This is a genomic window from Hyphomonas chukchiensis (assembly GCF_000682695.1).
Lineage (GTDB): Bacteria > Pseudomonadota > Alphaproteobacteria > Caulobacterales > Hyphomonadaceae > Hyphomonas > Hyphomonas chukchiensis.
Genome location: NZ_AWFG01000063.1, coordinates 1 through 25889, shown reverse-complemented (window position 1 = coordinate 25889; position 25889 = coordinate 1). Strand labels below are relative to the sequence as shown.

At 60.8% G+C, this 25889-nt stretch carries 21 protein-coding genes; 15 read left to right on the top strand and 6 right to left on the bottom strand.

The window, feature by feature from the left end; translation table 11 throughout:
* Window positions 1-2 precede the first annotated feature (2 nt).
* The gene (locus HY30_RS15505; protein WP_034742814.1) at window positions 3-863 is read left to right on the top strand and encodes a ribose-phosphate pyrophosphokinase; all 861 of its coding nucleotides are present in this window, start codon (window positions 3-5) and stop codon (window positions 861-863) included.
* Window positions 864-1099: 236 nt separating this feature from the next.
* Window positions 1100-1612 carry a DUF305 domain-containing protein gene (locus HY30_RS15500; RefSeq protein ID WP_034742811.1) on the top strand — a complete coding sequence of 171 codons (513 nt, stop codon included), beginning with the start codon at window positions 1100-1102 and terminating at the stop codon, window positions 1610-1612.
* A gap of 132 nt (window positions 1613-1744) precedes the next feature.
* Here HY30_RS15500 and HY30_RS19480 read toward each other — a convergent pair whose 3' ends face one another.
* From HY30_RS19480 to HY30_RS20380, 4 genes are all read right to left on the bottom strand, one after another.
* On the bottom strand, window positions 1745-2092 hold the full coding sequence (locus HY30_RS19480) for a helix-turn-helix domain-containing protein (protein WP_051615566.1): 348 nt from the start codon (window positions 2090-2092) through the stop codon (window positions 1745-1747).
* Between the two features lie 234 nt (window positions 2093-2326).
* Window positions 2327-3343, bottom strand: coding sequence for a phytanoyl-CoA dioxygenase family protein (locus HY30_RS15490; protein WP_034742809.1), 1017 nt, complete (start codon window positions 3341-3343; stop codon window positions 2327-2329).
* Window positions 3340-3990 (bottom strand): acyl-homoserine-lactone synthase, encoded by a 651-nt coding sequence (locus HY30_RS19475; protein WP_051615565.1) that lies wholly within the window; start codon window positions 3988-3990, stop codon window positions 3340-3342. The genes HY30_RS15490 and HY30_RS19475 overlap by 4 nt, the downstream gene beginning before the upstream one ends.
* Before the next feature lie 75 nt (window positions 3991-4065).
* Window positions 4066-4794 carry a helix-turn-helix transcriptional regulator gene (locus HY30_RS20380; protein ID WP_051615564.1) on the bottom strand — a complete coding sequence of 243 codons (729 nt, stop codon included), beginning with the start codon at window positions 4792-4794 and terminating at the stop codon, window positions 4066-4068.
* 436 nt (window positions 4795-5230) lie between these two features.
* On the opposite strand from HY30_RS20380, the gene HY30_RS15475 reads away from it, so the two are divergent.
* The 4 genes from HY30_RS15475 (at window position 5231) to HY30_RS15465 (ending at window position 9594) form a co-directional block, all read left to right on the top strand.
* Window positions 5231-6619 carry a tetratricopeptide repeat protein gene (locus HY30_RS15475; RefSeq protein ID WP_034742808.1) on the top strand — a complete coding sequence of 463 codons (1389 nt, stop codon included), beginning with the start codon at window positions 5231-5233 and terminating at the stop codon, window positions 6617-6619.
* Window positions 6620-6821: 202 nt separating this feature from the next.
* Window positions 6822-6968, top strand: coding sequence for a hypothetical protein (locus tag HY30_RS20235; RefSeq protein WP_162174905.1), 147 nt, complete (start codon window positions 6822-6824; stop codon window positions 6966-6968).
* Between the two features lie 91 nt (window positions 6969-7059).
* Window positions 7060-7758: a lasso peptide biosynthesis B2 protein gene (locus HY30_RS15470; protein ID WP_034742806.1), complete on the top strand. Its 699-nt coding sequence runs from the start codon at window positions 7060-7062 to the stop codon at window positions 7756-7758.
* A gap of 15 nt (window positions 7759-7773) precedes the next feature.
* Window positions 7774-9594: an asparagine synthase-related protein gene (locus HY30_RS15465; RefSeq protein WP_034742804.1), complete on the top strand. Its 1821-nt coding sequence runs from the start codon at window positions 7774-7776 to the stop codon at window positions 9592-9594.
* A gap of 27 nt (window positions 9595-9621) precedes the next feature.
* Here the strand turns inward: HY30_RS15465 and HY30_RS15460 are convergent, their stop codons facing one another.
* Window positions 9622-12177, bottom strand: a complete 2556-nt coding sequence (locus tag HY30_RS15460) for an alpha/beta hydrolase family protein (RefSeq protein WP_034742802.1) — start codon at window positions 12175-12177, stop codon at window positions 9622-9624.
* Between the two features lie 135 nt (window positions 12178-12312).
* Window positions 12313-15078 (bottom strand): TonB-dependent receptor, encoded by a 2766-nt coding sequence (locus HY30_RS15455; RefSeq protein ID WP_034742801.1) that lies wholly within the window; start codon window positions 15076-15078, stop codon window positions 12313-12315.
* Window positions 15079-15686: 608 nt separating this feature from the next.
* Between HY30_RS15455 and HY30_RS20110 the strand changes: the two genes are divergently transcribed.
* The 9 genes from HY30_RS20110 (at window position 15687) to HY30_RS20105 (ending at window position 25311) form a co-directional block, all read left to right on the top strand.
* Window positions 15687-16157, top strand: a complete 471-nt coding sequence (locus tag HY30_RS20110) for a hypothetical protein (RefSeq protein WP_155839373.1) — start codon at window positions 15687-15689, stop codon at window positions 16155-16157.
* A 67-nt stretch (window positions 16158-16224) separates the two neighbouring features.
* On the top strand, window positions 16225-17508 hold the full coding sequence (locus tag HY30_RS15445) for a TolC family protein (RefSeq protein WP_034742796.1): 1284 nt from the start codon (window positions 16225-16227) through the stop codon (window positions 17506-17508).
* A complete protein-coding gene (locus HY30_RS15440) occupies window positions 17505-18758 on the top strand; it encodes an efflux RND transporter periplasmic adaptor subunit (RefSeq protein ID WP_034742794.1) in 1254 nt (417 codons plus the stop codon). The genes HY30_RS15445 and HY30_RS15440 overlap by 4 nt, the downstream gene beginning before the upstream one ends.
* A 12-nt stretch (window positions 18759-18770) precedes the next feature.
* Window positions 18771-21944 (top strand): efflux RND transporter permease subunit, encoded by a 3174-nt coding sequence (locus HY30_RS15435; RefSeq protein ID WP_034742789.1) that lies wholly within the window; start codon window positions 18771-18773, stop codon window positions 21942-21944.
* A gap of 32 nt (window positions 21945-21976) precedes the next feature.
* On the top strand, window positions 21977-23305 hold the full coding sequence (locus tag HY30_RS15430; protein ID WP_034742787.1) for an MFS transporter: 1329 nt from the start codon (window positions 21977-21979) through the stop codon (window positions 23303-23305).
* Window positions 23306-23344: 39 nt separating this feature from the next.
* Entirely contained in the window at window positions 23345-23644 is a 300-nt protein-coding gene (locus HY30_RS20230) for a hypothetical protein (RefSeq protein WP_035541531.1), read from the top strand.
* Between the two features lie 61 nt (window positions 23645-23705).
* Complete coding sequence (locus HY30_RS15420) at window positions 23706-24362, top strand: HupE/UreJ family protein (protein ID WP_335594544.1); 657 nt, start codon at window positions 23706-23708, stop codon at window positions 24360-24362.
* Window positions 24363-24374: 12 nt separating this feature from the next.
* Entirely contained in the window at window positions 24375-25040 is a 666-nt protein-coding gene (locus tag HY30_RS15415; RefSeq protein ID WP_034742776.1) for a hypothetical protein, read from the top strand.
* Window positions 25041-25143: 103 nt separating this feature from the next.
* Window positions 25144-25311, top strand: coding sequence for a hypothetical protein (locus HY30_RS20105; RefSeq protein ID WP_155839372.1), 168 nt, complete (start codon window positions 25144-25146; stop codon window positions 25309-25311).
* The last annotated feature ends 578 nt before the right edge of the window (window positions 25312-25889 follow it).

Sequence of the window (25889 nt, the reverse complement as noted above, 5' to 3'; positions counted from 1 at the left end):
CCATGACGATTTACATTCCGCTTCCCGGAAACGAGGCGATGGCTGCGCAACTCGCCGAGATCACGAACAGCGCGCTCGGTGCGCTGGAATTGCGCCGGTTTCCAGATCAGGAGACCTATGTCCGCATTGCCTCGGAAATGGCGGGTAAATCCGTAGAACTGGTCTGCACACTGGCCCACCCCGATCCACAATTGCCGGGACTCCTGTTCGCGGCCTATACAGCACGCGAACTTGGCGCAACGTCAGTCGGGCTGATTGCGCCCTATCTCGCCTACATGCGCCAGGACAAGCGATTCTCTGATGGTGAATCGGTTTCCTCGCGGCACTTTGCAAGACTGCTGTCCGGGGCGTTCGACCGCGTTGTGACAGTCGACCCGCATTTGCACCGCATTCATGATCTGGACGAGGTTTTTTCGATCAAGACGAAAGTCGTGCACGCCGCTCCAGCGCTCGCCGACTGGATCACGACACATGTCGAAAACCCACTCATCATCGGGCCTGACTCTGAAAGCGCGCAATGGGTCTCCGATGTTGCCGGACGGATTGGCGCGCCTCACCTTGTGCTTTCGAAAATCCGCCACGGTGACCGAAATGTCGAAGTCACGGCACCGGGTCTCGAGAACCGGACCGGCTACCAACCTGTTCTGGTCGACGACATCGCTTCGTCGGGCCGCACCATGATTGAAGCAGCACGCCATTTCGAAACGACAGGCTTTCCCAAACCCGTCTGCGTCGTGGTCCATGCACTGTTTGCCGGTGATGCGTATGAAGCCCTCAAGGCGGTATCGTCACGAGTCGTATCGACAAATACTGTGCCGCATGTATCCGCCGATATCTCGATCACCTCGTTGATTGTCAGCTAGGCTGCCGGTGGAAGAGGCCCTCCCGGTCCCATAGTCGGTCGAAGCAACGAACACTCAAGACCGTCTGACCTTCAAGTGATTCAATCTCTGCCCCGGTCACGTCCAAGCCAAAGGCCTGGCAGAACTGAAGGCAAGGTGTCCTGCTCACCTGTGTCGGGAACCGCAGGGAACCCCCAGAGCGCACAGGCGTTTGGCCAGCATGGCCCCACACGTAAACTCCGGGAGAAGAAAAGCGAATGAATAATTACACAAAATTCGGCGCCATGATCGCAACATCAACAGTCGTGATGCTGGGCCTCATGTATCTCAATACATACGAATGGGGACACGTTTTCTGGAGCGAGACCCGTTTTTACATGGCCTTCCTCATGGGCGCGGCAATGGCGGCTATCATGCTCGCCTTCATGCTTGGGATGTACAAGAACCGGCGTGCGAATATCGGCATCTTCGCCACAAGCGCGGCGGTGTTCATCCTCGCATTGTTCCTGGTCCGGAGCCAGGCGACCATTGGGGACGAATCCTGGATGAGCGCCATGATCCCCCACCACTCGATCGCGATCCTCACCAGTGAGCGCGCCAATATCGACGATAGGCGTGTTCGCGAACTGGCCGATAGCATCATCGAAGCCCAGCGTCGTGAGATCAGGGAAATGAAATGGCTGCTGGACGACATCCGCGCAAATGGTGAAGCGACGACACCTGCTGAGGCGGATGCACGACCGGTGCCCGGGTTTGGCGAACAAGATTAGGCCCGGCCAGGTGTCGAACTTTGGACTGGGATACCCGTACTTCGCAGAACCCTCGAGCGTTGGACATTATTCAGCACATCAGCGGCACGCGCCCGGCTGAAACCATCTATTTCGAGATCGCGCCTCATCATTTCAGGGGCTGTCGCGAATGACTTTGAGAATCCGGGCCATCAGTTCGAGTTTTGCCGGGGACTCTGTCTGGTTCACAATGGCCTGGCACATCCGCCGGGATGTGTCGGCCGCAGAGCGGGAGCGATCCTGTTTGGTGACACCCGTCTCGAACAGCTCGGTCAGGGAAACATCCAGCAATTTCGACACATCCATAAGGATGCCGGCACTCAGACGGTTCATGCCCGTCTCGTACTTCTGGAGTTGCTGATGACTGATGCCGAGCCCGAGACTGAGCTCGGCGAGCGTCATTCCCCGGGCATTCCTGAACCGGCGCACATTCTCGCCCACAAGGCGGTCGACATCGGTCACGACCCGGGCTGCTCTTCCTGTTGGCTTGGGCGTCTTCAAATGCTTTCCCCGGACCTTCTGGACGCAGACCAGATGTCATTCAGACCAGGCCTGAATGCTGCCTCCAGTCGCAGAATACACGTCCTTCCGGGTACGGCGAGACAAAAAAGCTGCTCCCGAGCGGGCAGGAACAGGCGCACCTTCTGCCTGAGCTGATCGCTGGTCCGGAGACTTGTCCAGGAGGCACCCTGCCCCTCACGCCTTGCCGGTCCGGTCGCCGTCCAGGACGTCAAACGCCTCGGCGAGACAGAATCCGGGCCAGGGTTTGGGCCAGACAATGGGATAGTCAGCCGAAAAGAGCCGGTCGCCATCGCTGAGATCATGCGTGACCCCGACCTGGGCGATCGCGCCTTTCCGGTCCAGGTACCGGACCTGGTCTCCGCAATAGCGAAACGATACCGCACGGCGCCAGGTATCGGACCTGTTGCCGCCGGCGCCGTGGACCGTCATCACATGATGGATGATGACATCCCCGGGCTCCACCGCGACGGAGACGATGTCATAGTCCTCCGGCGCTAATTCTATGTCGGGACAGCGACCTTCAGGAGATGATTGGAAAGGTGTCTGGGACACGAACACGTTCGGTGCGAAGACCTGGCCCCACTTGTGCGAGCCTCTGACATATTGGGTGACGCCATTGTCCAGGCTTGCAGCGTCAAGCGGGATCCAGACGATCACGCATTGGTCGCCCTCGATCTGGAAATAGGCGAGATCCTGGTGAAAGGCTGTCTTCTGGCGCGTATGGGGCGCCTTCACAAATGTCGTGTCTTCCCAGAAATTCAGGTAGCGCGCATCGAGCAGGCTGGCGGCAATTTGCGGGAGGGCCGAGTCGAAGGCGACCTTCCGGACCCCGCGATCATGCCTCCAGGCTGCAACATCATAGAAGAAGAGGCCGGTCTCGGCTGACGGGTCCGCCTCCAGCAGTGGTCGGGCCGCGGCGTCGGACCTGATGAGCGCCTTCATGGCCTGCATGTCGAAACGGTCCGCCTCGCCGGTATCGACGCTCCGGCCCTGGTCCCAGACCTGGCCTGCAAGCGCTTCGAAATCATAGCCTGTCGGCGAGTGGCCGAGCCGGCTCATCTGTCCTGCAACGGCGTGTCGCAGGTGATCCACCTCGTCCATGGTCAGGACATTCCTCAGGCAAATGACACCATCCCGGTCGAAAGCCGACTGCTCGGCGTCGCTTATCCTGTCGCGCACGCTGCGGCTCATGCGACCTTGCCCCGCCGGGCCTCTGACCGTGCCGCACCATTTGCCGCGACGATCGCTTCGGCATTGCGATAGCGGTCAAGCTGGCGGTCGAACGTCGCCTCGTCGATGGTCGACACGGCAGGTATCCAGGCCCAATTGTCACCGTCCCGCTTTGGAAGACCGAGGGGCTCGGTTTGCCAGACCCGCTGGACCAGGTTGAAGAATTTCTGGTGCGTCAGCCAGCTGAGCCGGGATATGTGATTGTCGAGGCAGTAGGCTGTGAGGCCAAGACCGACCCGGCACCGGACGCGGAAAGCGTCGACCGGATCAGTTGCCAGGGACCGGTCCGTCACGAACCGGGAACACTCCCAGACATCGCGGCCGACCGGATAGGGCTGGAGATCGCAATAGTCGGCAAAGAGTTCGCTCAGCATATGCGGCCCGACGGTCGGGTTGAGACGCGACGTGCCGACAAGCTCGCCTGCGGCGGTCAACGCGATGACATAGACCGTGTCGGCGGTATCGAACTGGTCCTTGTCATAGCCCGGTTCGATGCCCGGTATGTCCCACCCCCATTCGCCGACCACGATGCGGTAGCGCATCTTGTGCATCTCATCGATGAGGTCTGAATGCTGATGGCAGTTGTCCGGTGTGATGATCTTGAACATGCGCTCTACTCCTCCTTGGGCATGAGGAGCATGTCGCGGATGCGCGTGCGGGTAATGTCCCCTTTAGGGGACTGGTCAGGGCAGAATCTGGTGGCGGGCGATGGCGCTTGCGACCAGATGCGCCCGGTTCACGGCATCAAGCTTGTCCCTTGCCCGGCGCAATGTCTTTTTGACCGTGTCCTCCTGGATGCCCAGGATATGGGCAATCTCCCAATTGGACTTGCCGGCGGCGGCGAACTGGACGCATTCGGTCTCGCGAGGCGTGAGTTCGGCAACCTTCTGATAGGGAAACGGTCCCAGCATCGTTTCGAGATGATAGTAGGCGACCTGGCAGACGATTTCGAGTTCCGCGATCTCGGTCGGTGACAGGTCAGGCTTGACGCCGCCGCCCAGCGAGACACCACCCGATACGCTCTCGAGGGCATGCATGGGAAACATCATGCCATGGGTGATGCCGAAATCATGCACCATGTCGACGGTGCGCCGGCCAGCCCGCGTGGCATGGGCGCGCGCTTCGGCCCAGCTGAAAGGCCGTTTCGATCTCACGGCGCAGAAGGCAATCGGATCGTGAAGGATGGCAGCCCTGGTACGCCTGGCCGCCTTGAGTTCCTCAGGCCAGTTGGAGAGGTAAAGTATGTCCTTCAGCGGAACATTCACCGGATTGACGAGCTGGCCGAGGAATATTTTCTCGAAGCCATAGGCTTCAATGAAGACGGCAAGGGCTTCGATCGTCTCGGCACTCGTCGCGGTCGCCGAAATCAGGCGGATGGCATGGAGCACGGCAGACCCGTTATAATCATGCATGGACATCTTTCCTGTTCGGGAAACCGCTTCTGACTGACCCTTCCGGCACGTCCCGGGCCATGGGTATGGCTTGCCCGCACTGCCTTCAGAATCCTCTTTAATGTTGCATTTTATTCCTACTTATGGTTTAACGTGTGTGTATTCAAAAGTACATGTTTTTTGCGCGTCCACGGGAATGGACGCGGGGTGACGCGAGAGCCTGAACGCAGGATTCCCGGAGCTCGGCGCTTGGTCCGATCGCGTCACGCCTCCGCATCCGAATACGATTGCGCCCCCATTCGGCACGAGAGGACAGAGTGTTCCCTGCAAGACTCCATGATCCGGAATTGTCCCGTGAATGCTGGCGGTACGAGGTGCGACGCGAGGCAGCTGAATCGGCATTCCCATGCCGCAGGATGCGCGCCTCCCATTCATGGCTTGGCCCGGAAGACCTCCCATGAAGTCCGGCATCTCCCAATCCTTGCCGGCCGATCAATACCCGCCCGGGTCCTGGCAGTATTACCTGCGGGCGGGTCAGAAATGCCTTGCGGCCGGGCGATCTGAGGCCGCCCTGCCCCCTTTACTGGCGGCGAACCGCCTTCGCCCCGGGCACGCCCCTGTCCAGCAATCGCTCGGCGCGGCCTTCCTGCGCACCGGCGCGCCAGACCTGGCTTTGGCGTGGTTCGATCAGCTTCTTTCCCTCAATCCGGTCGATGGGCGCGCCCTCCACGGACGCGGTCTGGCCCTGCATGCCCTCATGGACCGGCCAGCGGCCCTCGCCGCCTTTCGCCAGAGCGTCGACTGCCATCCCGATGCCTGGCAGTCATGGGGATCCCTTGCCGACATCACACCGGATGAGGATGAGCGGATTGGCGCAATCCAGTGCGCGGCTGATGCGCGCCTGCGCCTATGCGGCAGCGGGCAAAACCGTCCGCGTAATTTTGCAGACTGCGCAAAGGCCCTGCTCGACGCCCGGCGCGGCCACGAAGCGGTCGCTTTCATTCGCCGCAATGCCGCGAAGTTCGAGGACGCGTGGGCAGCTCATGACCAGCTGGCCCGTGCCTTCTACGAGACCGGTAACTATCACGCGGCGCTCAAGCACAAGCGGTCTGCACTGTCTCTCGGGCAGCATGACTTTTCCGGCAGCCCATTGCCGCCGCCGTTCAGCCCCGACGCGGCGGCGCGCGCCCTTTGCGGGATCGCGGAGATTCTAGACGCCGCAGGCCTCCGATATTTTCTGGCGGCCGGAACATTGCTGGGAGTCCACCGCAGCGGCGCGCCGCTGGTCCACGACAGGGATATCGATGTCGGCGTCCTTGCCGACGAGAGTGGCGGGCCGGACCTCGCCCGCGTCATCCGCGAACACTCAGGCCTCCTGCTTGATCGACGGGCCCGTCCGGGCGACCGCTATTTCGCCCTGACGTTCCAGGCCATTGCCGTCGACATATTCCTCTATGAGCCGTGCGATGGCGGCCTTCAGTGCGGGCTCGGCCGGCTTGCCGGAGACGTGGCCTGGCGGTTCACATCCTTCAATGTCAGGGCCGCTGATTTTCAGGGACGGCAATGGCCCATCCCGGACGATCCGGAGCGCTACCTCACCGAGACATATGGACCCCGCTGGCGGACACCGGATACGGGGTTTGCCTCGGTTCTCAGTTCGCCGGCGCTCTTCGAGGTCGATCCTTATGTACGGGCCTATTATGCGCTGTCACGCGCACACACATGCAGGCTGACGGGTGACCCGGCAAAGGCCCGCGCCCTCTTGCGACAATCACCTGTCCACCTTGACCTTCCCGGCCAGTACGAGGCTTTCCCTTCCACGGACAATGACGCGGAGGACGCATGATCTGAGCGCGCCAGACTGCCTGTGAGAGAGGGATTCTAAGTCACGCCGCGCAAAGCGCGATCGGCGGAAGCGGCGCTTTGCTATCTATCTGTTTTATATATATTTTTTAACATTATCGCCGTTGACTCTACTTTAGATAGGATGCATTTTCTACGTGTCGTCCGGCCAGCGACACACCCTCAAACCAAAAGGAGTCAATGCCATGAATACGCAGACAGACGACCATCTTGACGATGATGCATTCGAGCCGATCGAATTGGGATCGGTGTCGGAAGAGACCCGGGGCGGTTTCAACCAGGGCGCCGAATTCGCCGTGGGGCCGAACTCGCGGCTCATCCCGATCGGCTGACAGGAAGGGGGACTTCGGTCCCCCTTTTTCGGCGCGGCGCAAAATCGGACGCCTCGCCGGGCAGCAGGAACCCTCTGGTGGAGACCCGCCCATGCAGGACGACTATCTGTTTCGCAACGGCATTCACGCCTGCGCTGTCGGCGGCGACTATGTCCTCCTCGATACCGCGCTTGATCGCTATCTTTACCTCTCAGGCTCACAAGCCGCGTGGTTTTCGGATATCGCCGCGGCGCCAAAGGCGGGAATGTCCGGCCTCGCCGGCCAGTTTGCCGAGCGGCTCTGTGACAAACATGTCCTCACCCGGAGCAAGGATCTGGGACAGCCCATCCATCTGACCCCACCCTGTGGCGTGCACGCCTCTATCTACGATCTTGACATCGGCCAGGGCCATGCCCCTTCCCTCAGGCATCTCGCGACCCTCGTGGCGCTTCGGGCAGCCTGGGGTCTTGCGCGACGGGTCCGTGGCGGGCGCCTCGCGGCCACGCTGACAGCAGCCCAACAGTGGAAACAGACGGCTCGCGCGAAAGCGTCCGGCTCTGACGCGCGCGCAATCGATCTCGCCCGCAGCTTTCATGCCCTCACACCCTATTGCGTCAGCATACACGATGCCTGCTTCCTTCGGAGCATGCTCCTCCTGCAGTTCCTGGCGCATTACGGGGTCGATGCCGACTGGATTTTCGGCGTTCGCCTGTCACCCTTCGCGGCCCATTGCTGGGTGTCGCGCAATGGTATCGTCCTCAACGAGGAGCGGGATACCTGCGCCGACTATCAGACGCTCATGGTGATCTGAGAGGTTTGCAAGCCCTTGCCGTCCTGTCTTGCCCTCATCTGGGATCCAGCCGATCCGGACGCAGCCGCCGCCGCCAGCGACATTGACCGTTGCGTTCGTCGCGGCGCGCCGGAAGCCGCCCGCCACGCTGTCAGCGCCGGATGCGTGCTCCACGATCTTACCTCGGGTACAACCGGGCGTCATGTCCTGTCCATTCCAGCCGGCGAGGTCTCTGGCGCCGTGTTCGGAAGACTGTTTCGCCGCGCCTGCGCGCGCATCCCCGTCCCGCCCCTGGCCATCCTTGACCAGGAGGCAGGCAGGCGGATTGCCAGCTCCCGCGGCGCGAGCCTGATGACGGACTATTGGGGCGCATACCTGGCCTTCCTGGCCTGCAGTGACGGCACGGTCGTGCTGACCGAGCCGACCTCTTCCATTCCGTGTTTCTACTGCCAGACACGCGGCGTCACCCTCGTCTTCTCCCATCTCGAAGTCTGCCCGCTGCCTGACTGGATCCGCTTCGACCCGGACCTGGATTTCATCGCGAACCTTCTGGCCTATGACAAGATCCAGCCGGGCCAATCCGGCCTCAGGGGTGTCCGTGAGCTGGCCGGCGGATGCCGGTTACATGTATCTGGCGGCCGGGTGCGGAAAGAAGCGCTCTGGGATCCGAGACAGGTCGCACGGAACGCACTGGAGCCCGCGCCGGAGGAGGCCGCAGCATGCCTGCGCGAGACGACGTCCTGTGTCGTTCGGACCTGGGGCCAGGCGTGTCCGCATCTCGCGCTAAACCTGTCGGGCGGTCTCGACTCCGCAATCGTCGCCGCCTGCCTGATGCAGGAACCTGGCGCGCTGGACATGCGCGCCGTGCATTTCATCCTGCGAGGCGGCGATCCACCGGAAGCCGCACAGGCACGAGCGGTCGCCCGCGATCTCGGGATTGAGCTCGCGGAATGCCTGATTGATCCTGCCGACCCGCTACCGCCCCCCGACTGTCACCCGCTCTCAGCTAGGCCCTTCCGGGAATTCCTCGGGCGACGCGCGGATGCCGAACGTCGACAGGCCCTTGGCCTGGCAGGCCGCACTGTCTTCACGGGACAAGGGGGCGACCACCTGTTTCTCGAAACCCGCGACCCGCTCATCTTCGCCGACTATCTGCGCCGCCACGGGCCTGGCCGGCGGGCGGCGCATGAACTCCTCGCCGCAGCCCGCCTGTCTGGCGAATCGGTCTGGCACGTGCTCGCAGAAAGCCTTTCACACCTGGTTGCAGGACCGCGTGAGACCGCCGCGATCCGCAGCATCAGGGAGCGCCAGACAGGGCTCAACCGGCTGACCCACGAGCGGCTCGATGCTTCCGATCTCCTGCCTGTCTGGGCATGCGTTCCTGAAGGCTTGCCCCCGGCCAAGTTCGCCCAGGTCTCCGGCCTCGCGCACATGATCCAGATACGCGAGAGCCTCGCCCTGCCCGGCACGGACGAGACCGTCCACCCCCTGATATCCCAGCCGCTGGTCGAACTCTGCCTGCAACTGCCCGCCTATCTCCTCTGCCATGGAGGTCGCGGGCGGGGTCTGGTCCGGCAGGCCTTTGCCGGACGCCTTCCTGACCAGATACGCCTGCGCCGATCGAAGGGCGATGCCTCCCGCTTCTATACTGAACAGTTGAAGGCGAACCGGGATTTGCTCGCAGACACGCTGATGAATGGCGCCCTTGTCGCGAACGGACTGATTGACCGCGCTGACGTGGAGGCGGCCTTGCGGCCGGGTTCCTATGGGGTCGACACATTCGGCCGCATGATCCTCGTTTGCTATGTCATTGAGGCATGGCTCGGCCGCAGGACGCGCCGGAACGCCGCTCCGTGAAGTCCCTGTCGCCAGGCCTGAGGCGGGTCAGCGCGACCGGTCCGGTTCCGCCTGCGAGACGGCCACGCCACTTTCGGCGAGGAACGCATCGATCCGCATCCACAGGTCCCTGATATTGGCCGGCGAGGAAGGCCCGTGGCCCTCGCCCCAGTAGCGTACGTAGCGTGCGTCCTTGCCCGCCCGATAGAGCGCGCCAAACATTTCATCATACTGGGCCATGCCGAAATAATCGAAATCCGAATGGACGAGTAGAACAGGGGCAGTGATGCTGTCGGCTTTTGCGACGGGACTCGTGCGCGCATAGCGCTCCGGATCGGCGAGTGCCGCGACCCCGAATCCGAACGGACAATCATGACTGGGCCCCTCGCGGGCACATTCGTAGCGCCAGCGGTTGTCGCCCCCATTCTGATCCAGGTGAAAATAGCGCATCAATCCCCGCGCCCCGAAATAGTGGCTGAAATAGTCTGCCCAGCCATTGATCGATATGACGGCTGCAAACCGGTCCGACTGGGTGGCGCCAACCAGCGACGCGATGCCGCCCTGACTCATGCCGAAAAGGACGATCCGGTCCGGATCGGCAGGACCCGTATCTGCAAGCGCGTCTACGGTCTGGCCAAGCAGGTCGCCCAGCCCGCCGAGCGGATCGTCCGGTGTCCTTGCAAGATCGAGGGGAATTGCGGGCAGGACATAGATGAACCCGCGCGAGGTCCAGAGCTCCGGAACGACGGCGCCCGGTGCTGGATAATCCGTGAACGTGCGACAGTTCCCGCCAATCCCGATCGGATAGACTTCCATCAGGACAGGATAGCGTTTGGCGGGATCATAACCGGGCGGCAGGAGCAGGCAGGCTGTCACGGGCCGGGGCGGCGCCGCGCCCTGGGGATCGTGAAGCGCGTAGGAAATTGTCCGCGTCCCCGGCGAATGCACCGCATTCAGGTGTGCGTTGATCCGGGCCAGTTCGGTGGAGACTGAGTCTTTGCCGATCAGCAGGAGACGCGTCGCGCGCCCCTCCTTTACCGTGATGACGGCCGCTTGCGCCCGCCCGGACGCTGCGAGGACATGAGCGGCTGGCATGTTCAGGGCAAAGTGGCGCCAGGAGGCCGAGCCAGGCCGGACATCGCCAAACCAGATTCCGGTATCTCCGGTGCGAGATTCGCTTTGCGCCAGTATCAGGTCCTCGCTGTTGTCCTCACCGATCCGCGGCGCTGTGGGCGTGAAATCCACGAACCGGGCATCGGCCGGATTGGCCGCATCGGCAACCGGACCCGAAAACCGGGTCCCCTCCGGCGTCAGACGCGCAGGATCACCATCGGCGGTCAGCCGGTACATTGCGCCGTCCGCCATGAGCGTGATGCCGCTGCGGTCGACAGTGAGAAGATCACCGGACGGCTCATCCAGCCCAGCCGACAGGTTGAGCGGTGCGGCACCGCCCCGCAACAGGTACCAGTCCTGCCGCACGTCCCCGACCGGCCTGGCAAGAACAGCGAGGCCCGATTCCAGGAGGGCGGCACGGGCCGGACCCGGCCACCATTTGAAATCCGGATCCTGCCTTCTGTTGGTAAGGGCCAGACCGGCATGGCTGAGCGGGTGCGCATTGAGTGTTGCGGTATCGACAATGTAAAACCGCCCGTCCTCCGGCTTTTCGTCCTGGTCCCAGCCAAAAACGGCAAAGCGTTCCGGCGTTTCCAACCAGGTCAGGGAGCCCGGATCCACGTTGAATGGCTGCCCCGCCTGCCTTACCGCACCGCGCGTCCGGTCGATCAGGCTCAGCGCGTAGTGCCTGTCGAAAATCGGGTGGGTTTCGCTTGCAATCGGGCGCGCGTCCGCCGGGGGCCGCTCGCGCTCGGCGACGCGCGCCGCCAGCAGGAACCGGCCGTCCGACGAGGCCCGCACGCCTGTGTAGCGTCCCGCCGCGAGGATCGCCACCCGGCCGGTCCGTATGCTGAATTCGACCAGGTCGCCTGCGGCCCAGTCTGCCGAACGGTCGCGGCCCGTGCTGATAGCTTCGGACGCAGTCGCCCCCTGGCCCGACCATGCCCTGTTCCACGCCTGCCAGAGAAAGGTACCGGTTGCGGCACGATTTCGCATTTCCGAACCCGGAAGCACGTCATCGCGAACCGGCATCACGAACGTGTCCTCCGATGTCCAGACCAGATGCGCATTCCAGTCCTCTGCCCTGACATACCGGTCCCGGATGTCCGGCATGGGATCGAACCGGACGCAGCTGGCCTCGCCGGTGCGGCACGCCACCAGCCGGAAGCGGCCGCTTTTGTGCTCAAGGACGACAACATGCGTGCTGCCGGGCGAGAAGCCCATCAGGAAACTGGTGGCGCCCGGATCGAGACCTAGCTGCAGGGAGGGCGCGGCGCCATTGTCCATCGCCTTGACCCAGAGCTGGTGTCCGCTGAGGCCATAGGCCCGCATCCAGTAGGAATAATCCGAAAGCCGGGCGTAAGGCGGCACCAGGTTATAGGCCAGCCAGCGCCCATCCGGGGAAAATTGCGCTGCGCCGATACCTTCCGTAGCGAGGACATCCTCCAGCCTGAGATTGTGGCGCTGGACAGGCGCGGGATCTGCGCGCAAAGCCCCTGCCCCTCCGATCAGGCTCACGGCGATCGCGGCGATGAGAACACTCCAGGGCCGGAGCCGGCCGCCGCGTTGCTGCCGAATTCTGGGGCGCGGCGGCCGGTGATATCGCGACAGGACCGGGACGCGCATCTAGAAGGTCTTGCGCAGTTCGAGCGCGACAAACCGCCCGAGCGGCGAGGCATTGGCGGGGTCGAACCCGGTAATGGTAAAGCCTGTCAGGGGCGGCGTCCGGGGCGGCATCTTGTCGAACAGGTTCGTGACCGACAGGCTGAGCGCGCTGCCGCTGAGCCAGCCCGGCGTTGACGGTTCGAAGGCCCATGACAATGACAGGTCGACAGTCGTCCAGGAATCGATCCGGCTCGCCGCAGCGGTCTTGTCGGTCGCATAGCTGTCGACATGGTTGAGGAAGAGCGAACTGGTGAGATTGCCGCGCGCAAGGGCCACCTGTCCCCGCATCTGAAGGTCGACCGGATAATAGAGCGTGTTGAGGGTTTCCACAGCAGGCGTCGTATCGGACGCGCGCTGCACGAAATCGAGGATATAGTTGCCATTGAGCGAGGCAGACAGGTGGCCGGCATCCGTGTCCGTCTCGTAAGACACTTGCAGGTCGAGTCCGCTTGTCTCTGTCGAGGCCAGATTACGGGTCAGGGATACATTGTTGATGAAGCCGATATTTTCCAACGCCGTCGCACCGCCCGCGAAGATTACCGGACGGCTGAGGGAGTCAATCACGGCCGCAATTTGAGCCTCGCTCGGGAAGAAGATAACCGTTCCTTCGGGGAACAGACCTGGATCGGCGAAGGCGAATCCCGGCGCATAATTCGCGTTGAGATTTCCCGGGACAGGCGTCACACCGAGCCGGTCTTCAAAACGGATGTCATAATAACTGCCACTCAGCGTCAGCGACTGGCGACCGCGCATCAGCTCATAGTCAAATCCGGCCGTATAGGTCGTTGACGTTTCCGGCTCCAGATCAGGCGCCGTGCCGATCGTGATCATGTAGTTGACGCCCGCCAGTGACGGATCGGGGAGCGGAATGGCGAGTATGTTGCGGATAAAGTCATAGGGCAGAACCCCCACGGCCCGGTCGTTCGCACCTGATTGCCCGAGTGTCGGAGGCGCAAAGGACGTACTGTAGGACCCTCGGAGCTTGAGCCTGTCGACGGGGACCCAGAGAAGGCCCGCCTTCGGGTTGGCCGTCGATCCGAAGTCGGAATAATCATCTATCCGGCCAGACAGGTTCAGCTCCAGCCGGTCAATTCCGGGAATCCGGTTCTCCGTCCCGACAAGCGGGATGAGCAGTTCGGCAAACACGGCCGAGATGTCGCGCGTGCCATCGCGCAGGGGCGACATGCCGACCTGGCGAAGCGCGAAGTCCTCCCGGCGGAATTGTCCGCCCAGTGCGGCATGAATGGTTCCGCCAGGCAGTGCGAACAGGTCGCCCCTCGCGAGAAGGCCAACCGACCAGAGGGAAGACTCCGTCTTTGCCTCGGAGGGCGTAGCAACGGCGGGAAGAATGATCTGCTGGACATTGTCATTCCGGATCCGGCTATATGTCCCGTCCAGTGTCAGGCTCCAGTCAGGCCGGAGCATATAGTCGGCAGAAAACGTCGCCGAGAGGCTTTCCGATTCAATCCAGCTTTTCGCAACAGAGGTCGTATTGGCAATACCGACTGAGGAACTTTCGACCTTGCGGTCGGAATAGAGCGCCGTCGATGCGATCTCCAGTCGGTCGCCCAGGGCCTGACGTCCTGACAGGACCAGGCTGTGGCGGGTCTGCTGGGGAAGGAGGTCGAAGGCATCAATGACATTGATGGGACCGCCGTTCAGCAATGTCGGCGCGGCAATATCCGGACGGTCCGACAGACCGAGGGCGTCACGGTCCATATATTCGTAGGTCCCGATTATGTTGCCACCCGCCCAGTTCTTGCCAAGCGTCTGGCTGAACCGGACCTCCTCCATGTCGCCATCCGTCACCGCACCATATCGCAGTCCTGTCTCCGCTCCGTCGAAATCGTCGCGCAAGACGAGGTTGATGACACCGGCGACAGCGTCCCCACCGTAGATCGATGATGCGCCGTCGCTGAGGACATCGATCCGTTCGAGCGCCGACACGGGGATCATCGACAGGTCGACGAAATCGCCGATGGTGGAGGTCGGTGCGACCCGGTTGCCATTCAGCAGGGTCAGGGTCGCGCCTGAGCCAAGTCCCCGAAGGTTGGCGCCGGAGCCATAGGTAGAATTGCGCTGGGAATTGCCGTCCGTCGGCAGGCCCTGCGAGGTGAATTCGGTCGACCCACCGCCGAAATTCTGCGGCAGGGTGCGGATGAATTGCTCTGTTGTCGTCACGCCCGACCCGAGAATATCCTCCCGGCTGTAGATCTGCAGCGGCGAGCTTTCCGGCGCAATGCCCCTCAGGCTGGTGCCCGTCACAGTGACTGTATCGATCCTCAGTGTGCCGGGGTCAGCCTTGGCGCGGGATGAATCAGGCAGGGTCTCGGCGGGCGCTTCCTCCCGCGGCGGACGTGCAGGCGGAACGACCGGCTCAGGCGCGTCTGTTCGTTTCCGGATGATAACCGCCTGGCCCTGCCCTTTCACGGCTTCGAGCCCACTCCCCTGAAGGAGGCGGTCCAGCGCGTCGGCCGGCGCGAAGGTCCCGTTCAGTCCCGGCGCCGCGCGCCCGACCACAAGCGATTCGGAAAACAGGATGGGCGTGCCCGACTGGGCGCCGAACGCGCGCAGCGCGTCGCCGAGCATGGGTGCATCGATGTTGAACGCGACCTCACCGCCCGGCGCTGGCGTTTCGGCATTAACACCGCCCATGCCGGCTGACAGGATGATGGTTGAAGCTGCAGCGCTGAACAGCCGCGTTTTGAATAGTGACGGATTGAACATGGACCCCTCCGGATTGCCTGACCCGCGTCAGGGATCGCCCCGGACGCTTCAGCCTGTTCAACGAGTGGGGGAGCGGAAGTGGCAGTCCAGTTTTTACCTGTCCGGGGAAGTCCGCAATCAGATCACGTTGCGCCGGGCATCTGTTTAGGATGCAATTGATACTCTCCGTTGGATGGGACGCTTGAAAAGGAACATGCCGGGCTCGAGTCTCAGCGTTTAGCTACGCAACTCTCCTTCAAACAGAAGGGGGCTGACCTCGCCTTCGAGTAAAGGCACTGCTCGAACCCTGTACCGCCACGACAACGTGTTCGAGGATGCCGGTATTGTTGGTCAACTCAATCTATTCAGACGAATCCGGTGCAGCGGCAAAACTGCCGCCAGGAGTATCTGACCCCCGTCGATCGCATGGATTGCCCCTGCTTGCCGGCCCGATTCTTGGCGCTGACTGCCCGGAAACTGTAGCCCACCTTATCGAGTATGTTCTGTGGAACGACCCGGCATCTGGCGTGATAGGCCCCGCCGACGCAGGATATGACGACGTACCGGATTGTGCCTGTGGAAAAACGAGATTCGCTCCCAAGATATCATGGATCCTATGACTGTTTCCTATGAATAAGTCTGAAAAGAACACGTTCAATGCTCTAGTTGCATACGACCGGACGGGAAATAGATCTGCTTGTTTACACATCATCGCAATTCACCTACATGGCCCTATGCGTCAGGTATGGGTACTTGTCTTTTGCATAATGTTTTCCGTCTCGGGTGCTCTTCTTCCAGTCGAGCACGCCGCCGCGCACACACGCGCAGCTGACTCCCTGGAACAGGCAAACCACGATGATCACGGCAGTGATCACGTCTTCATGCCTGTTGACGCCCAAGCAGGGGCCAGTCCGGCCCATCAAGACCATATGACTGGAGACAGCGAAGATCATGCCGCTGATCTGCACTTTGTTGGCGTGACGCTACCTTCGCCAGCTACAGCCCGTCAGTTTCCGGCATCGCAGCTGGGGTCTCGTCTGGCGATTCTGGACTATCCGGCGCCACTATTGCCTCCAGATCCGGACCCCGACCGCATCTGACATGGAACGTCGCTGGCTGCTTCCGAGCAGGCCGGCTTGTTGTTCTTTGTCAGGAGCTTGTACTTATATGTCACTCAAATATGCCGGCCTCGCGTTAGCGATGGCCTGGTCTGCGCCCCACGCGCAGGCTCAATCCAATCCGTGCGGCGCAGCAACGTCTGATCGTCAGACGCTGACACTGCCCGAAGCCACCCAACTGGCCTTGGCGGTTGACCTCAGGTCCGATGCCGCTAAATCCGAAATCGCCACCGCGCATACTGCAACAGCGATTGCTGCGCTGCGTCCGGCGGACACAGTCGCGCTCGATATTGAGGACTTTCCCGGGATCGGAATAGCGGGAGACATTGACAGCCTTCAGGTGACGGGACGGTTTTCCCGCGTCTGGGAACGCGGCGGCAAGCGCGAAGCGCGCCAAATGCTCGCCAAGCGCGGCGTGGGCGTTGCCAAAGCGTCTCTCGCGGCAGCCCGATACAGCGTCGCTGAAGAAGTTCAGATACTCTATGTGGAAGCAGCGGTCGCCCAGCAGCGGGTTGCGCTCGCCTGCGAGCGTGTGAAAATCTCGCTCGATCGCGAAGTCGCCGTCAAGAAGCGGGTTGATGCCGCCAGGGACCCGCTCCTCTCCGGTGCGCGCGCTGCGTCTGACAGAATGCAGGCGGAAGCGGATGCGAGACGCTACGCAATACAGGCGGACAATTTCCTTGCGGCGCTCGGGGCCTATTGGGGAGCGCAAGGTGAATTTCTGACTGACCCCGACTTTCTGGAAGCCCGCACATCCCTCCGCAGTGTAGATCCAGGGTCCTTGCAGTCACCGGAAATCATTCGCCTTGAAGCCAGGCGTATGGAGGCAATCTCCCGAATTGAACTTGAGCGCACCCAGGCCAAATCGGATGTGACCTGGAGCGTGGGCGTGAGGAAATACGGTATCGAGGATGACATCGCGGTTATCGGCGGCGCCTCGATACCCCTCGGCGCACATGTACGGAGTGCTGCAAGCGTCGCCCAGGCCCGCGCCGAGCAGCGTCGGATCGACATAGAAAGCCAAGCCCTTCGACAACAATTGTTACGTCGAGCCGTGCAGTACCAGCGCTCTGCTGCCAGCGCGCTCACTGAAATTGATACGATCGACGCGATGCTTCTGCCTGGTGCCAGGCGCGCGCTGGATCTTGCGACCGAAGGATATGCGCGCGGCGCGCTGTCCTATCTCGACATCATCGATGCGCAACGCACACTGACGGCGCTGCGCGAGGAACGCCTCTCTCACCTGCGAACCTATATTTTGAGCGAAACAGCATTGGCCCGTCTGACGTCAGTCAACGACACACCTGGCGTCCGCGAGGAGATACAAGAATGAAATATCAATTGCAATTTGTCTACGTCGGCATAGCGGCAGCCACCCTGGTCGCCTGCGGTGACCCCTCAAACGTGAACGCACCATTGTCCAGCCATGGAAACAATGCCGAAGCCGCCGAAGATGGTTACACCCGCGGCCCGCATGGCGGACGACTGCTTGAGGATGGTCAATACGGACTCGAAGTAACGATTTTTGAAACAGGTGTCCCTCCACAGTATCGCATCTACCCGTTCCTGGACGGCCAGCCGCTCGATCCTTCAAAGGTGGATTTGACGATTCGCCTCCACCGCCTGGGCGGGATGACAGACACGTTCAGCTTCACGCCACGTCAGGACTATCTGATGGGCGACGGCGTCGTAACCGAGCCGCATTCCTTCGACGTAGAGGTGGAAGCGCGAATTGCGAACGCAACGCATAGCTGGCGTTTTGAATCCTTCGAGGGTCGCACCAGGATTGCCGACACTGTCTCGATCGAGGCGGGCGTGGAAGTTGCGGCGGCTGGACCTGCGACCATCCGAGACGCCCTGACATTGTCCGGAGAGGTGACGCTTGCGCCGTCGGCGACCTCCGAAGTCAGGGCGACATATCCGGGTCCCGTGCGGGCCGTCAGCGCGAATGTCGGAGATACCGTCCAGCGCGGACAGACGATTGCGCGGATTGAATCCTCGAGCAGTCTGCAAGAATATACCGTCACCGCGCCACGTTCTGGCACAATTCTCGAACGCCACACCAATCTCGGTGATGTTGCTGGCACTGAAGCATTGTTCGTGATTGCAGACTTCAGCCAAATGGAGGCCTATCTGCACGTCTTTCCCCGAGACGTTTCACGCGTGAAGACCGGACAGGATGTCCGTCTCGGCGTTGCTGGCGGCGAGTTGAACGTCGACACGACGATCTCACGCTTCCTTCCAATGGCCGGGGTGAATTCGCAAACGCGTGTCGCTGTTGCGAAAATTCCCGCCGGATCCGGCCTTCAACCCGGGATGCGTCTCATGGCGGAGGTCATAACGGCCGAAACCGACGTCCCGCTCGCTGTGAGAGAAACCGGCCTGCAAAGTTTCCGGGACTTTACGGTTGTCTACGCCAAGGTCGACGAAACGTACGAGGTCAGAATGCTCGAGCTGGGGCGGCGGGATGGCGAATACGTTGAGGTGCTCGGCGGCCTTCGGTCCGGCGAGGTCTATGTCACGGAAAATTCCTTCCTCATCAAGGCGGACATCGACAAGTCTGCCGCCAGCCACGATCACTAGGGGGGCTTAAACATGCTTGCTCACATTATCGAATTCTCGATCCGCCAGCGCTGGTTGGTGATGGCTGTTGTTCTGGGTCTTGCGGGTCTCGGAATCTGGAACTTCAATCGATTGCCGATCGATGCTGTGCCGGACATCACCAATGTCCAGGTCCAGATCAATACCGAGGCGCCCGGTTACTCACCCCTCGAAATGGAACAGCGCATCACGTTCCCGATAGAAACCGCGATCTCCGGCCTGCCGGGTCTCGATTATACGCGATCCGTGTCGCGCTACGGCCTCAGCCAGGTAACCGTGGTTTTTGACGATGGATCCGACATCTACCGCGCCCGCCAACTTGTCACGGAGCGCATTCAGTCGGTCCAGGGCGTGCTGCCCGCCGGGGTCACGCCCGAGCCTGGCCCGATTTCCACGGGTCTCGGCGAGATTTATATGTACATTCTGTCCGCAGAACCCGGAGCCCTGAAGGAGGACGGCACGCCGTGGAACGCAATGGACCTGCGCACGCTCAATGATTGGGTGGTCCTTCCTCAGTTGCGCAGGGTGGAGGGCGTCACCGAAGTCAATACGATTGGCGGCTTCAAAAAAGAAATTCACATTCTGCCTGACCCGGCTGCAATGGCAGGTTTCGGCATCTCCCTCGACGACATTTTGCAATCCGTTGAGCGCAATAATGCCAATTCTGGCGCAGGTTACATTGAGAAGAGCGGAGAACAGAACCTCATCCGCGTTCCAGGCCAGGCGACGAGCCTTGATGACCTGCGTGTGATTACGATCAAGGATACCGGAATCGTCAGTGTCCGGCTTGGTGATGTCGCGGAAATTCGTGAGGGCGAAGAACTGCGCACGGGCGCCGCAACCCAGAACGGCGAAGAAATTGTGCTTGGCACAGCCTTCATGTTGATCGGTGAAAACAGCCGGACTGTGTCGGTCGCCGTCGATGCCAAGGTGGATGCGGTCCGGCCCGGATTGCCCAATGGCGTTACGATCACACCGGTCTATAACCGAACGAACCTGGTGGACGCGACGATCAAGACTGTCGAGAAGAACCTGGCCGAAGGAGCGCTTCTCGTAATCGTCGTTCTCTTCCTCCTGTTGGGAAACATTCGCGCCGCGCTGCTCACGGCCGCCGTGATTCCCCTCGCGATGCTCATGACCGTTACCGGGATGGTGGAGAACAAGGTTTCAGGTAACCTGATGAGCCTGGGTGCACTTGATTTCGGTCTCATCGTCGATGGCGCTGTGATTATCGTCGAAAACTGCCTGCGCCGGTTCAGCGAGGCTCAGCATCAGCTTGGCCGTCTTTTGACTCGCGATGAGCGCTTTTCGCTTGCCGCATCTGCATCAAGCGAAGTTATCAAGCCGTCGATCTTCGGAATTATCATCATCACTGTTGTGTACCTGCCAATCTTTGCGCTGACCGGAATCGAAGGGAAGATGTTTCATCCCATGGCGTTCACCGTGGTCATTGCCCTGACTTCGGCATTGCTGCTCTCTCTGACCTTCGTGCCCGCGGCCGTAGCCTTGCTGGTCCGTGGCAAGATCAGCGAAAAGGAAAGCTGGCTCATGCGCGGGGCCACATCGCTATATCGTCCGGCATTGAGTTTCGCATTGCGGGCACGCTACGCCATCGTGATTGCGGCATTCGTGCTGGTCGGTTTCGCTGGCTGGGGCGCCACGAAACTTGGCTCGGAGTTTATTCCGAACCTGGATGAAGGCGATATCGCGCTCCATGCACTCCGGATACCCGGTACCAGTCTCACCCAGGCAATCGACATGCAGGAAATGCTGGAACGACGGATAACAGAGCTTCCTGAAGTCGAGCGCGTTTTTGCCAAGATCGGCACCCCGGAAATCGCGACAGATCCTGTGCCGCCCAGTGTGGCAGATACATTCATTATTCTGAAAGCCCGCAAGGACTGGCCTGAACCTCGCAAACCCAAGCCACAGCTGATTGCGGAATTGCAGGCGGCCGTCGAGGAAGTCCCGGGAAGCAAATATGAGATCACACAGCCGATCGAGATGCGCTTCAACGAGCTGATCTCCGGCGTCCGTGCTGATGTTGCCGTCAAGATCTATGGAGACGATCTGGATACGCTCGCGGACCTCGCCAAATCCATTGAAGGTGTCGTGGCCAGCATACCCGGCTCGGCGGATGCCCAATCCGAGCAGGTGACCGGATTACCCATACTGTCCATCCATCCCGACCGTGACGCGCTGGCACGCTACGGGCTTGATATCGCGGACGTACAACGCGTGGCCGGAATCGCGCTCGGCGGAGAGGTCGCCGGTCAATTCTTTGAAGGGGACCGCCGGTTCGACATTGTTGTCCGGTTTCCGGAATACTTGCGGACCGATGTCCGCGCGATCGAACGCCTGCCTGTTCCCCTTCCGGAAAGCCGCAGTGGCGGGAATGGACTGATGTTCGTTCCATTGTCGGAAGTGGCACGTATCGAAATTGCTCCGGGACCCAACCAGATCAGCCGCGAAAATGGCAAACGCAAACTGACCGTAACGTCGAATGTCCGCGACCGCGATCTCGGCTCGTTCATTACAGATCTGCAGACGGAAATGGACGCCCGAACCGATCTTCCATCTGGCTACTGGATCGAATATGGCGGCACGTGGGAACAGCTTGTTTCGGCGAGCAGGCGTCTCATGATCGTTGTGCCCATCGCGCTCCTGACGATCTTCGGTCTGCTCCTGCTACTGTTTGGCACATTCAAGGATGCCGGAATCGTCTTTACCGGCGTCCCTCTGGCCTTGACCGGAGGCGTTGCGGCCCTCGCGCTGCGCGGACTACCCCTATCGATCTCGGCAGGCGTCGGATTCATCGCCCTGTCCGGAATCGCGGTGCTGAATGGCGTTGTCATGCTCAGCTTCATCAAGCAGCGTCGTGAGGCGGGTGAAGCACTGGAGCCCGCGATCTTCGACGGTGCCCTGCAACGCCTGCGACCGGTCCTCATGACTGCGCTGGTGGCCAGCCTGGGCTTTGTCCCCATGGCCCTGAATATCGGTCTTGGAAGCGAAGTCCAGCGCCCGCTTGCCACCGTTGTAATCGGCGGAATCGTGTCAGCCACCTTGCTGACGCTACTCGTCCTGCCTGCGCTTTACCGGATTGTGCATGATGGCAGACTGGTCCGAAATTCCGCATCCGCCAACAACCGGCCGGCGACAGTCGTATAAGGGCATTTCATGGAATCGTCGGATAAAACTGCATGCTGAGCATCCTTGCCAACCGAACCTATCGCCACCTCTTTGCCGCTCAGGTCATCGCCCTGATCGGAACCGGGCTTGCGACGGTTGCGCTCGGTTTGCTGGCCTTCGATCTTGCCGGGGCAAATGCAGGGGCTGTGTTGGCCACAGCCCTTGCCATCAAGATGGTCGCCTATATTGGAATTGCCCCTGTGGTCGGCGCGTTTGCAAACCATTTGCCTCGCAGGGCATTCCTCATCTCCATGGATATCCTGAGGGCGGGTGTTGCCCTCTGCCTGCCGTTCGTTGACCAGATCTGGCAGGTCTATGTCCTGATATTCGTCCTGCAATCAGCATCGGCGGCGTTCACGCCGACCTTCCAGGCAACGATCCCGGACGTCCTGCCAGACGAGAAGGACTATACACGCGCCTTGTCGCTTTCACGACTTGCCTACGATATGGAGAACCTGACCAGCCCCCTTCTGGCAGCGCTGCTTCTGACAGTCGTGAGTTTCCACGCCCTGTTCAGCGGGACAGCGATTGGATTTATGGCCTCCGCGTTCCTGGTCTTCACGACGTCTCTGCCGGCACATGGGTCTGTGTCAGCTCAGGAAAGAGTTCTGTCCCGCATGACGCGCGGCATACGAAACTATCTCGGCACCCCGCGTCTGCGCGGCATGTTGGCCGTCACGCTGTCGGCGGCCGCCGCCAGCGCCATGGTAATCGTCAATACCGTTGTCATCGTCCAGGACGGGTTGGGGCTCGACCAACAAGTCTACGCCATCACACTCGGCGCCTATGGTGCCGGATCGATGCTTGTCGCGTTGCTGCTTCCAACGCTCCTGGATCGGGTCAGCGATCGAACGGTCATGTTAATGGCGTCCGCCCTGCTTTCCGGAACCCTTTCAGTTCTGACTTTCGCCGCATTTGCATTGCCCGGCGGCCTGAGCTGGCCAACCGTACTGGGTGGTTGGCTAGTACTTGGCGCAGCCTATTCTTTGGCGATAACACCGGGCGGGCGCCTGCTGCGCCGGTCGTCGGTACCCGACAATCGCCCTGCCCTGTTCGCCGCGCACTTTGCCCTCAGCCACGCTTGCTGGCTGATTACCTACCCAGTCGCAGGGTGGGTTGGCAGCCGGTTCGGTCAACCCTTCGCGCTCGCAGCGTCCGCAGGTCTTGCCGGCGCCGGTCTGTTACTCGCTCTTCGATACTGGCCGTCGGTCGCCGATGATAGGGTTGCCCACGCGCATTCTGACTTGCCGGCGGATCACCCTCACTTGAGCGAAGGACACAAGTTGGGAGAACCGGTGCATGAATTTGTGCTGGATGATCTCCATCGACGCTGGCCCTAACCGAAACTGTGATGAAGTAAAATGTTGAAAGGAACGAACATGATAAACATCTCCGCAAAGCCAGATGGCCGCGCCGACGGTAAATACCCGGTGCCATGTACCCCGGGAATGCTTGCCCTGCTCGGTGCGCTGGTTAGTTTTGGTGGCTGCACATCTGCCAACAACATTCTCAAGCCGGCGAATGCCGAGCGAACCGCAATCATAGAACAGGCTTGCGGGCCCTATCCGGTCTCCGGCCTCAAGAGCGGCGAGTCTCCGCGAAAGATCCGGTACCGGATCTGCAGGCGCTCGACCATTCAGACAATCGACGCAAAGCCAGAAACCGCAAATGACTCGTAACCTCCAAGTCATCAATCCAGGCCGCTTTTCAAGAACATCCCTCTTTCGGGTCGCTGCGGTTATGCTGGTCTCGTCGCTCCTCATTGGTGACGCATTCGCGCATGCGGTCGCAGAGGGTGACAAGGGATACATACAAGAGATCACAGGTGTGAATCTGGTCGCGTTTCTCTATCTAGGCGCCAAGCACATGATGACAGGTTATGACCACATCCTCTTTCTCCTCGGTGTCATCTTCTTTCTCTACAGGATGAAGGATATTGGCATTTATGTCAGCCTGTTCGCCGTTGGCCACTCAACGACAATGCTGGCAGGTGTGTACTTCAATATCGGCATCAACAGCTACCTCATCGACGCCATCATTGGATTGTCGATTGTGTACAAGGCGCTCGACAATATGGGTGCCTATCAGCGCTGGTTCGGAATTCAGCCAAACACCAAGGCGGCAACTCTGATATTCGGCTTTTGCCACGGACTCGGACTATCGTCCAAGATACTTGATTACCGGATTTCTCCTGATGGTCTTTTGCCCAACCTGCTGGCCTTCAATGTCGGGGTTGAACTGGGGCAGCTCCTGGCGCTCGGCGCGATCCTGATCGTGATGGGATTTTGGCGGCGCACACCCAGTTTTCTCAAACACGCCTATACCGCGAACATGGTGGTGATGGCCGCTGGCTTCCTGCTTATCGGCTACCAACTCACCGGCTACTTCGTCTCATAAGAGGATCCAGGTATGTACAACACAGATATGCCCACGCGTGCCGAACTTCCCAGTAGTGCCCGGCTTTTGCGCTCTACCCTGATCGCTGTGACCACCGCTGTCGCTCTGCTCGCTACCGTCATCCTTCCCGCAGAATATGCCGTTGACCCTACCGGGATAGGGGGGATATTGGGTCTTACGCAGATGGGAGAAATCAAACAGCAGCTCGCCGACGAGGCAACAGCGGATTTGGTTGTCGAAGCACCCGAACAGGAGCTTGCGGCGCAGCTGGGCGAGATCGTTCCGGACAGTGCGACCCAGGTCACAAGTCCCGACTGTGCGGATTCCGCACTCGCTTCGGTGACCGACGCTGAAAATACAGCCTGGCGTGACGAAGTCAGTCTTACGCTCGGGCCAGGGGAATCGGCAGAAATCAAACTGGTGATGAAAAAGGACGATACAGCCAGTTACGAATGGACCGTCGATCAGGGAAACCTGAACTCAGACCTCCATACCGATGGTACAGACGGCAATACAGTCAGCTATCGACAGGGGCGCGCTGAAACCAGCGACACAGGCGAGCTGACCGCTGTCTTCGATGGGGCGCATGGTTGGTACTGGCGCAACCGGAGTGATCTGTCTGTAACCGTAACGCTGCGGGCCCGGGGTGCATACAGCGAATTGAAGAGGATGCTTTGAGAGCAAGTTCGTTCCAGGTGCCAACCGATACCAATCGATTGTCAATCCATGGCCCCTCCCCCAAGCAACCAATCGCGTAGCAGAACATGCTATACAGTCCTCTGTGAGCCTTGTCCCTAATAGCCAGAATGGCCTGCCCTTCGAGGTGGTCCACGCGCCGTCCGGCGCGAAGGTTTCGTTCAGGCCCGGCGCGGCGCGCCCGGCAACCAGCGCCTCCGAACACAGGATGGACGTGCTTGACGGAGCGCCGAACCCGCTGCGCGCCGCCTGACATGCCTGCACCATTGATGAACGCACCCTCCGGCGTTTCGCCCTGGACACTGCGCATCCTGAAACGCCAGGATGATGGATGCTGGCGCCGCGCTGAACAGCCGCGTTTTGAATAATTTATTGTTGAACATGGCCCCTTCCGGATTGCCTGACCCGCGTCAGGGGTTCGCCCCGGACGCTCAGACTGTTCATCGAGTGGGTGAGAGGATGTGGCAGTGCTTTGTTTGCTCGTTCCGGCCCACCCTGGCCATGCCGGCCTGTCCAGCGCGTTTGGCAGGGGAAGCGAGGGCCAGAGGCATCGCTGCGAGACGGAATGTCTGCGCTTGTGATCCGGACACGTATTAGCGTCTTGACGCCGATCTCGCGACTCGCGCACGCCGCGGACACTGAACGCTCAAATTGCACCCAAATGCTTAACAAGGCGGACACCCTGACTGCCTATGCATGTCGGGGCGGAATCCAAACCATAAACGAAACACTTTCTGAAATGCACACACGTTTTCGAGACACTTTGCGGACAAAATCCCTGCGATTTTGGGTGACCCTGGGGATGCTTTTCGCCCTCGCACCGATCGCGCT

What these genes read in the sequence shown, in the direction of transcription:
- HY30_RS15505 (WP_034742814.1), top strand. Translation starts at nt 3, where the DNA reads ATGACGATTTACATTCCGCTTCCCGGAAACGAGGCGATGGCTGCGCAA.
- HY30_RS15500 (WP_034742811.1), top strand. Translation starts at nt 1,100, where the DNA reads ATGAATAATTACACAAAATTCGGCGCCATGATCGCAACATCAACAGTC.
- HY30_RS15490 (WP_034742809.1), bottom strand. Translation starts at nt 3,343, where the DNA reads ATGAGCCGCAGCGTGCGCGACAGGATAAGCGACGCCGAGCAGTCGGCT.
- HY30_RS19475 (WP_051615565.1), bottom strand. Translation starts at nt 3,990, where the DNA reads ATGTTCAAGATCATCACACCGGACAACTGCCATCAGCATTCAGACCTC.
- HY30_RS20380 (WP_051615564.1), bottom strand. Translation starts at nt 4,794, where the DNA reads ATGCATGATTATAACGGGTCTGCCGTGCTCCATGCCATCCGCCTGATT.
- HY30_RS15475 (WP_034742808.1), top strand. Translation starts at nt 5,231, where the DNA reads ATGAAGTCCGGCATCTCCCAATCCTTGCCGGCCGATCAATACCCGCCC.
- HY30_RS20235 (WP_162174905.1), top strand. Translation starts at nt 6,822, where the DNA reads ATGAATACGCAGACAGACGACCATCTTGACGATGATGCATTCGAGCCG.
- HY30_RS15470 (WP_034742806.1), top strand. Translation starts at nt 7,060, where the DNA reads ATGCAGGACGACTATCTGTTTCGCAACGGCATTCACGCCTGCGCTGTC.
- HY30_RS15455 (WP_034742801.1), bottom strand. Translation starts at nt 15,078, where the DNA reads ATGTTCAATCCGTCACTATTCAAAACGCGGCTGTTCAGCGCTGCAGCT.
- HY30_RS20110 (WP_155839373.1), top strand. Translation starts at nt 15,687, where the DNA reads ATGAATAAGTCTGAAAAGAACACGTTCAATGCTCTAGTTGCATACGAC.
- HY30_RS15445 (WP_034742796.1), top strand. Translation starts at nt 16,225, where the DNA reads ATGTCACTCAAATATGCCGGCCTCGCGTTAGCGATGGCCTGGTCTGCG.
- HY30_RS15440 (WP_034742794.1), top strand. Translation starts at nt 17,505, where the DNA reads ATGAAATATCAATTGCAATTTGTCTACGTCGGCATAGCGGCAGCCACC.
- HY30_RS15435 (WP_034742789.1), top strand. Translation starts at nt 18,771, where the DNA reads ATGCTTGCTCACATTATCGAATTCTCGATCCGCCAGCGCTGGTTGGTG.
- HY30_RS15430 (WP_034742787.1), top strand. Translation starts at nt 21,977, where the DNA reads ATGCTGAGCATCCTTGCCAACCGAACCTATCGCCACCTCTTTGCCGCT.
- HY30_RS20230 (WP_035541531.1), top strand. Translation starts at nt 23,345, where the DNA reads ATGATAAACATCTCCGCAAAGCCAGATGGCCGCGCCGACGGTAAATAC.
- HY30_RS15420 (WP_335594544.1), top strand. Translation starts at nt 23,706, where the DNA reads ATGCTGGTCTCGTCGCTCCTCATTGGTGACGCATTCGCGCATGCGGTC.
- HY30_RS15415 (WP_034742776.1), top strand. Translation starts at nt 24,375, where the DNA reads ATGTACAACACAGATATGCCCACGCGTGCCGAACTTCCCAGTAGTGCC.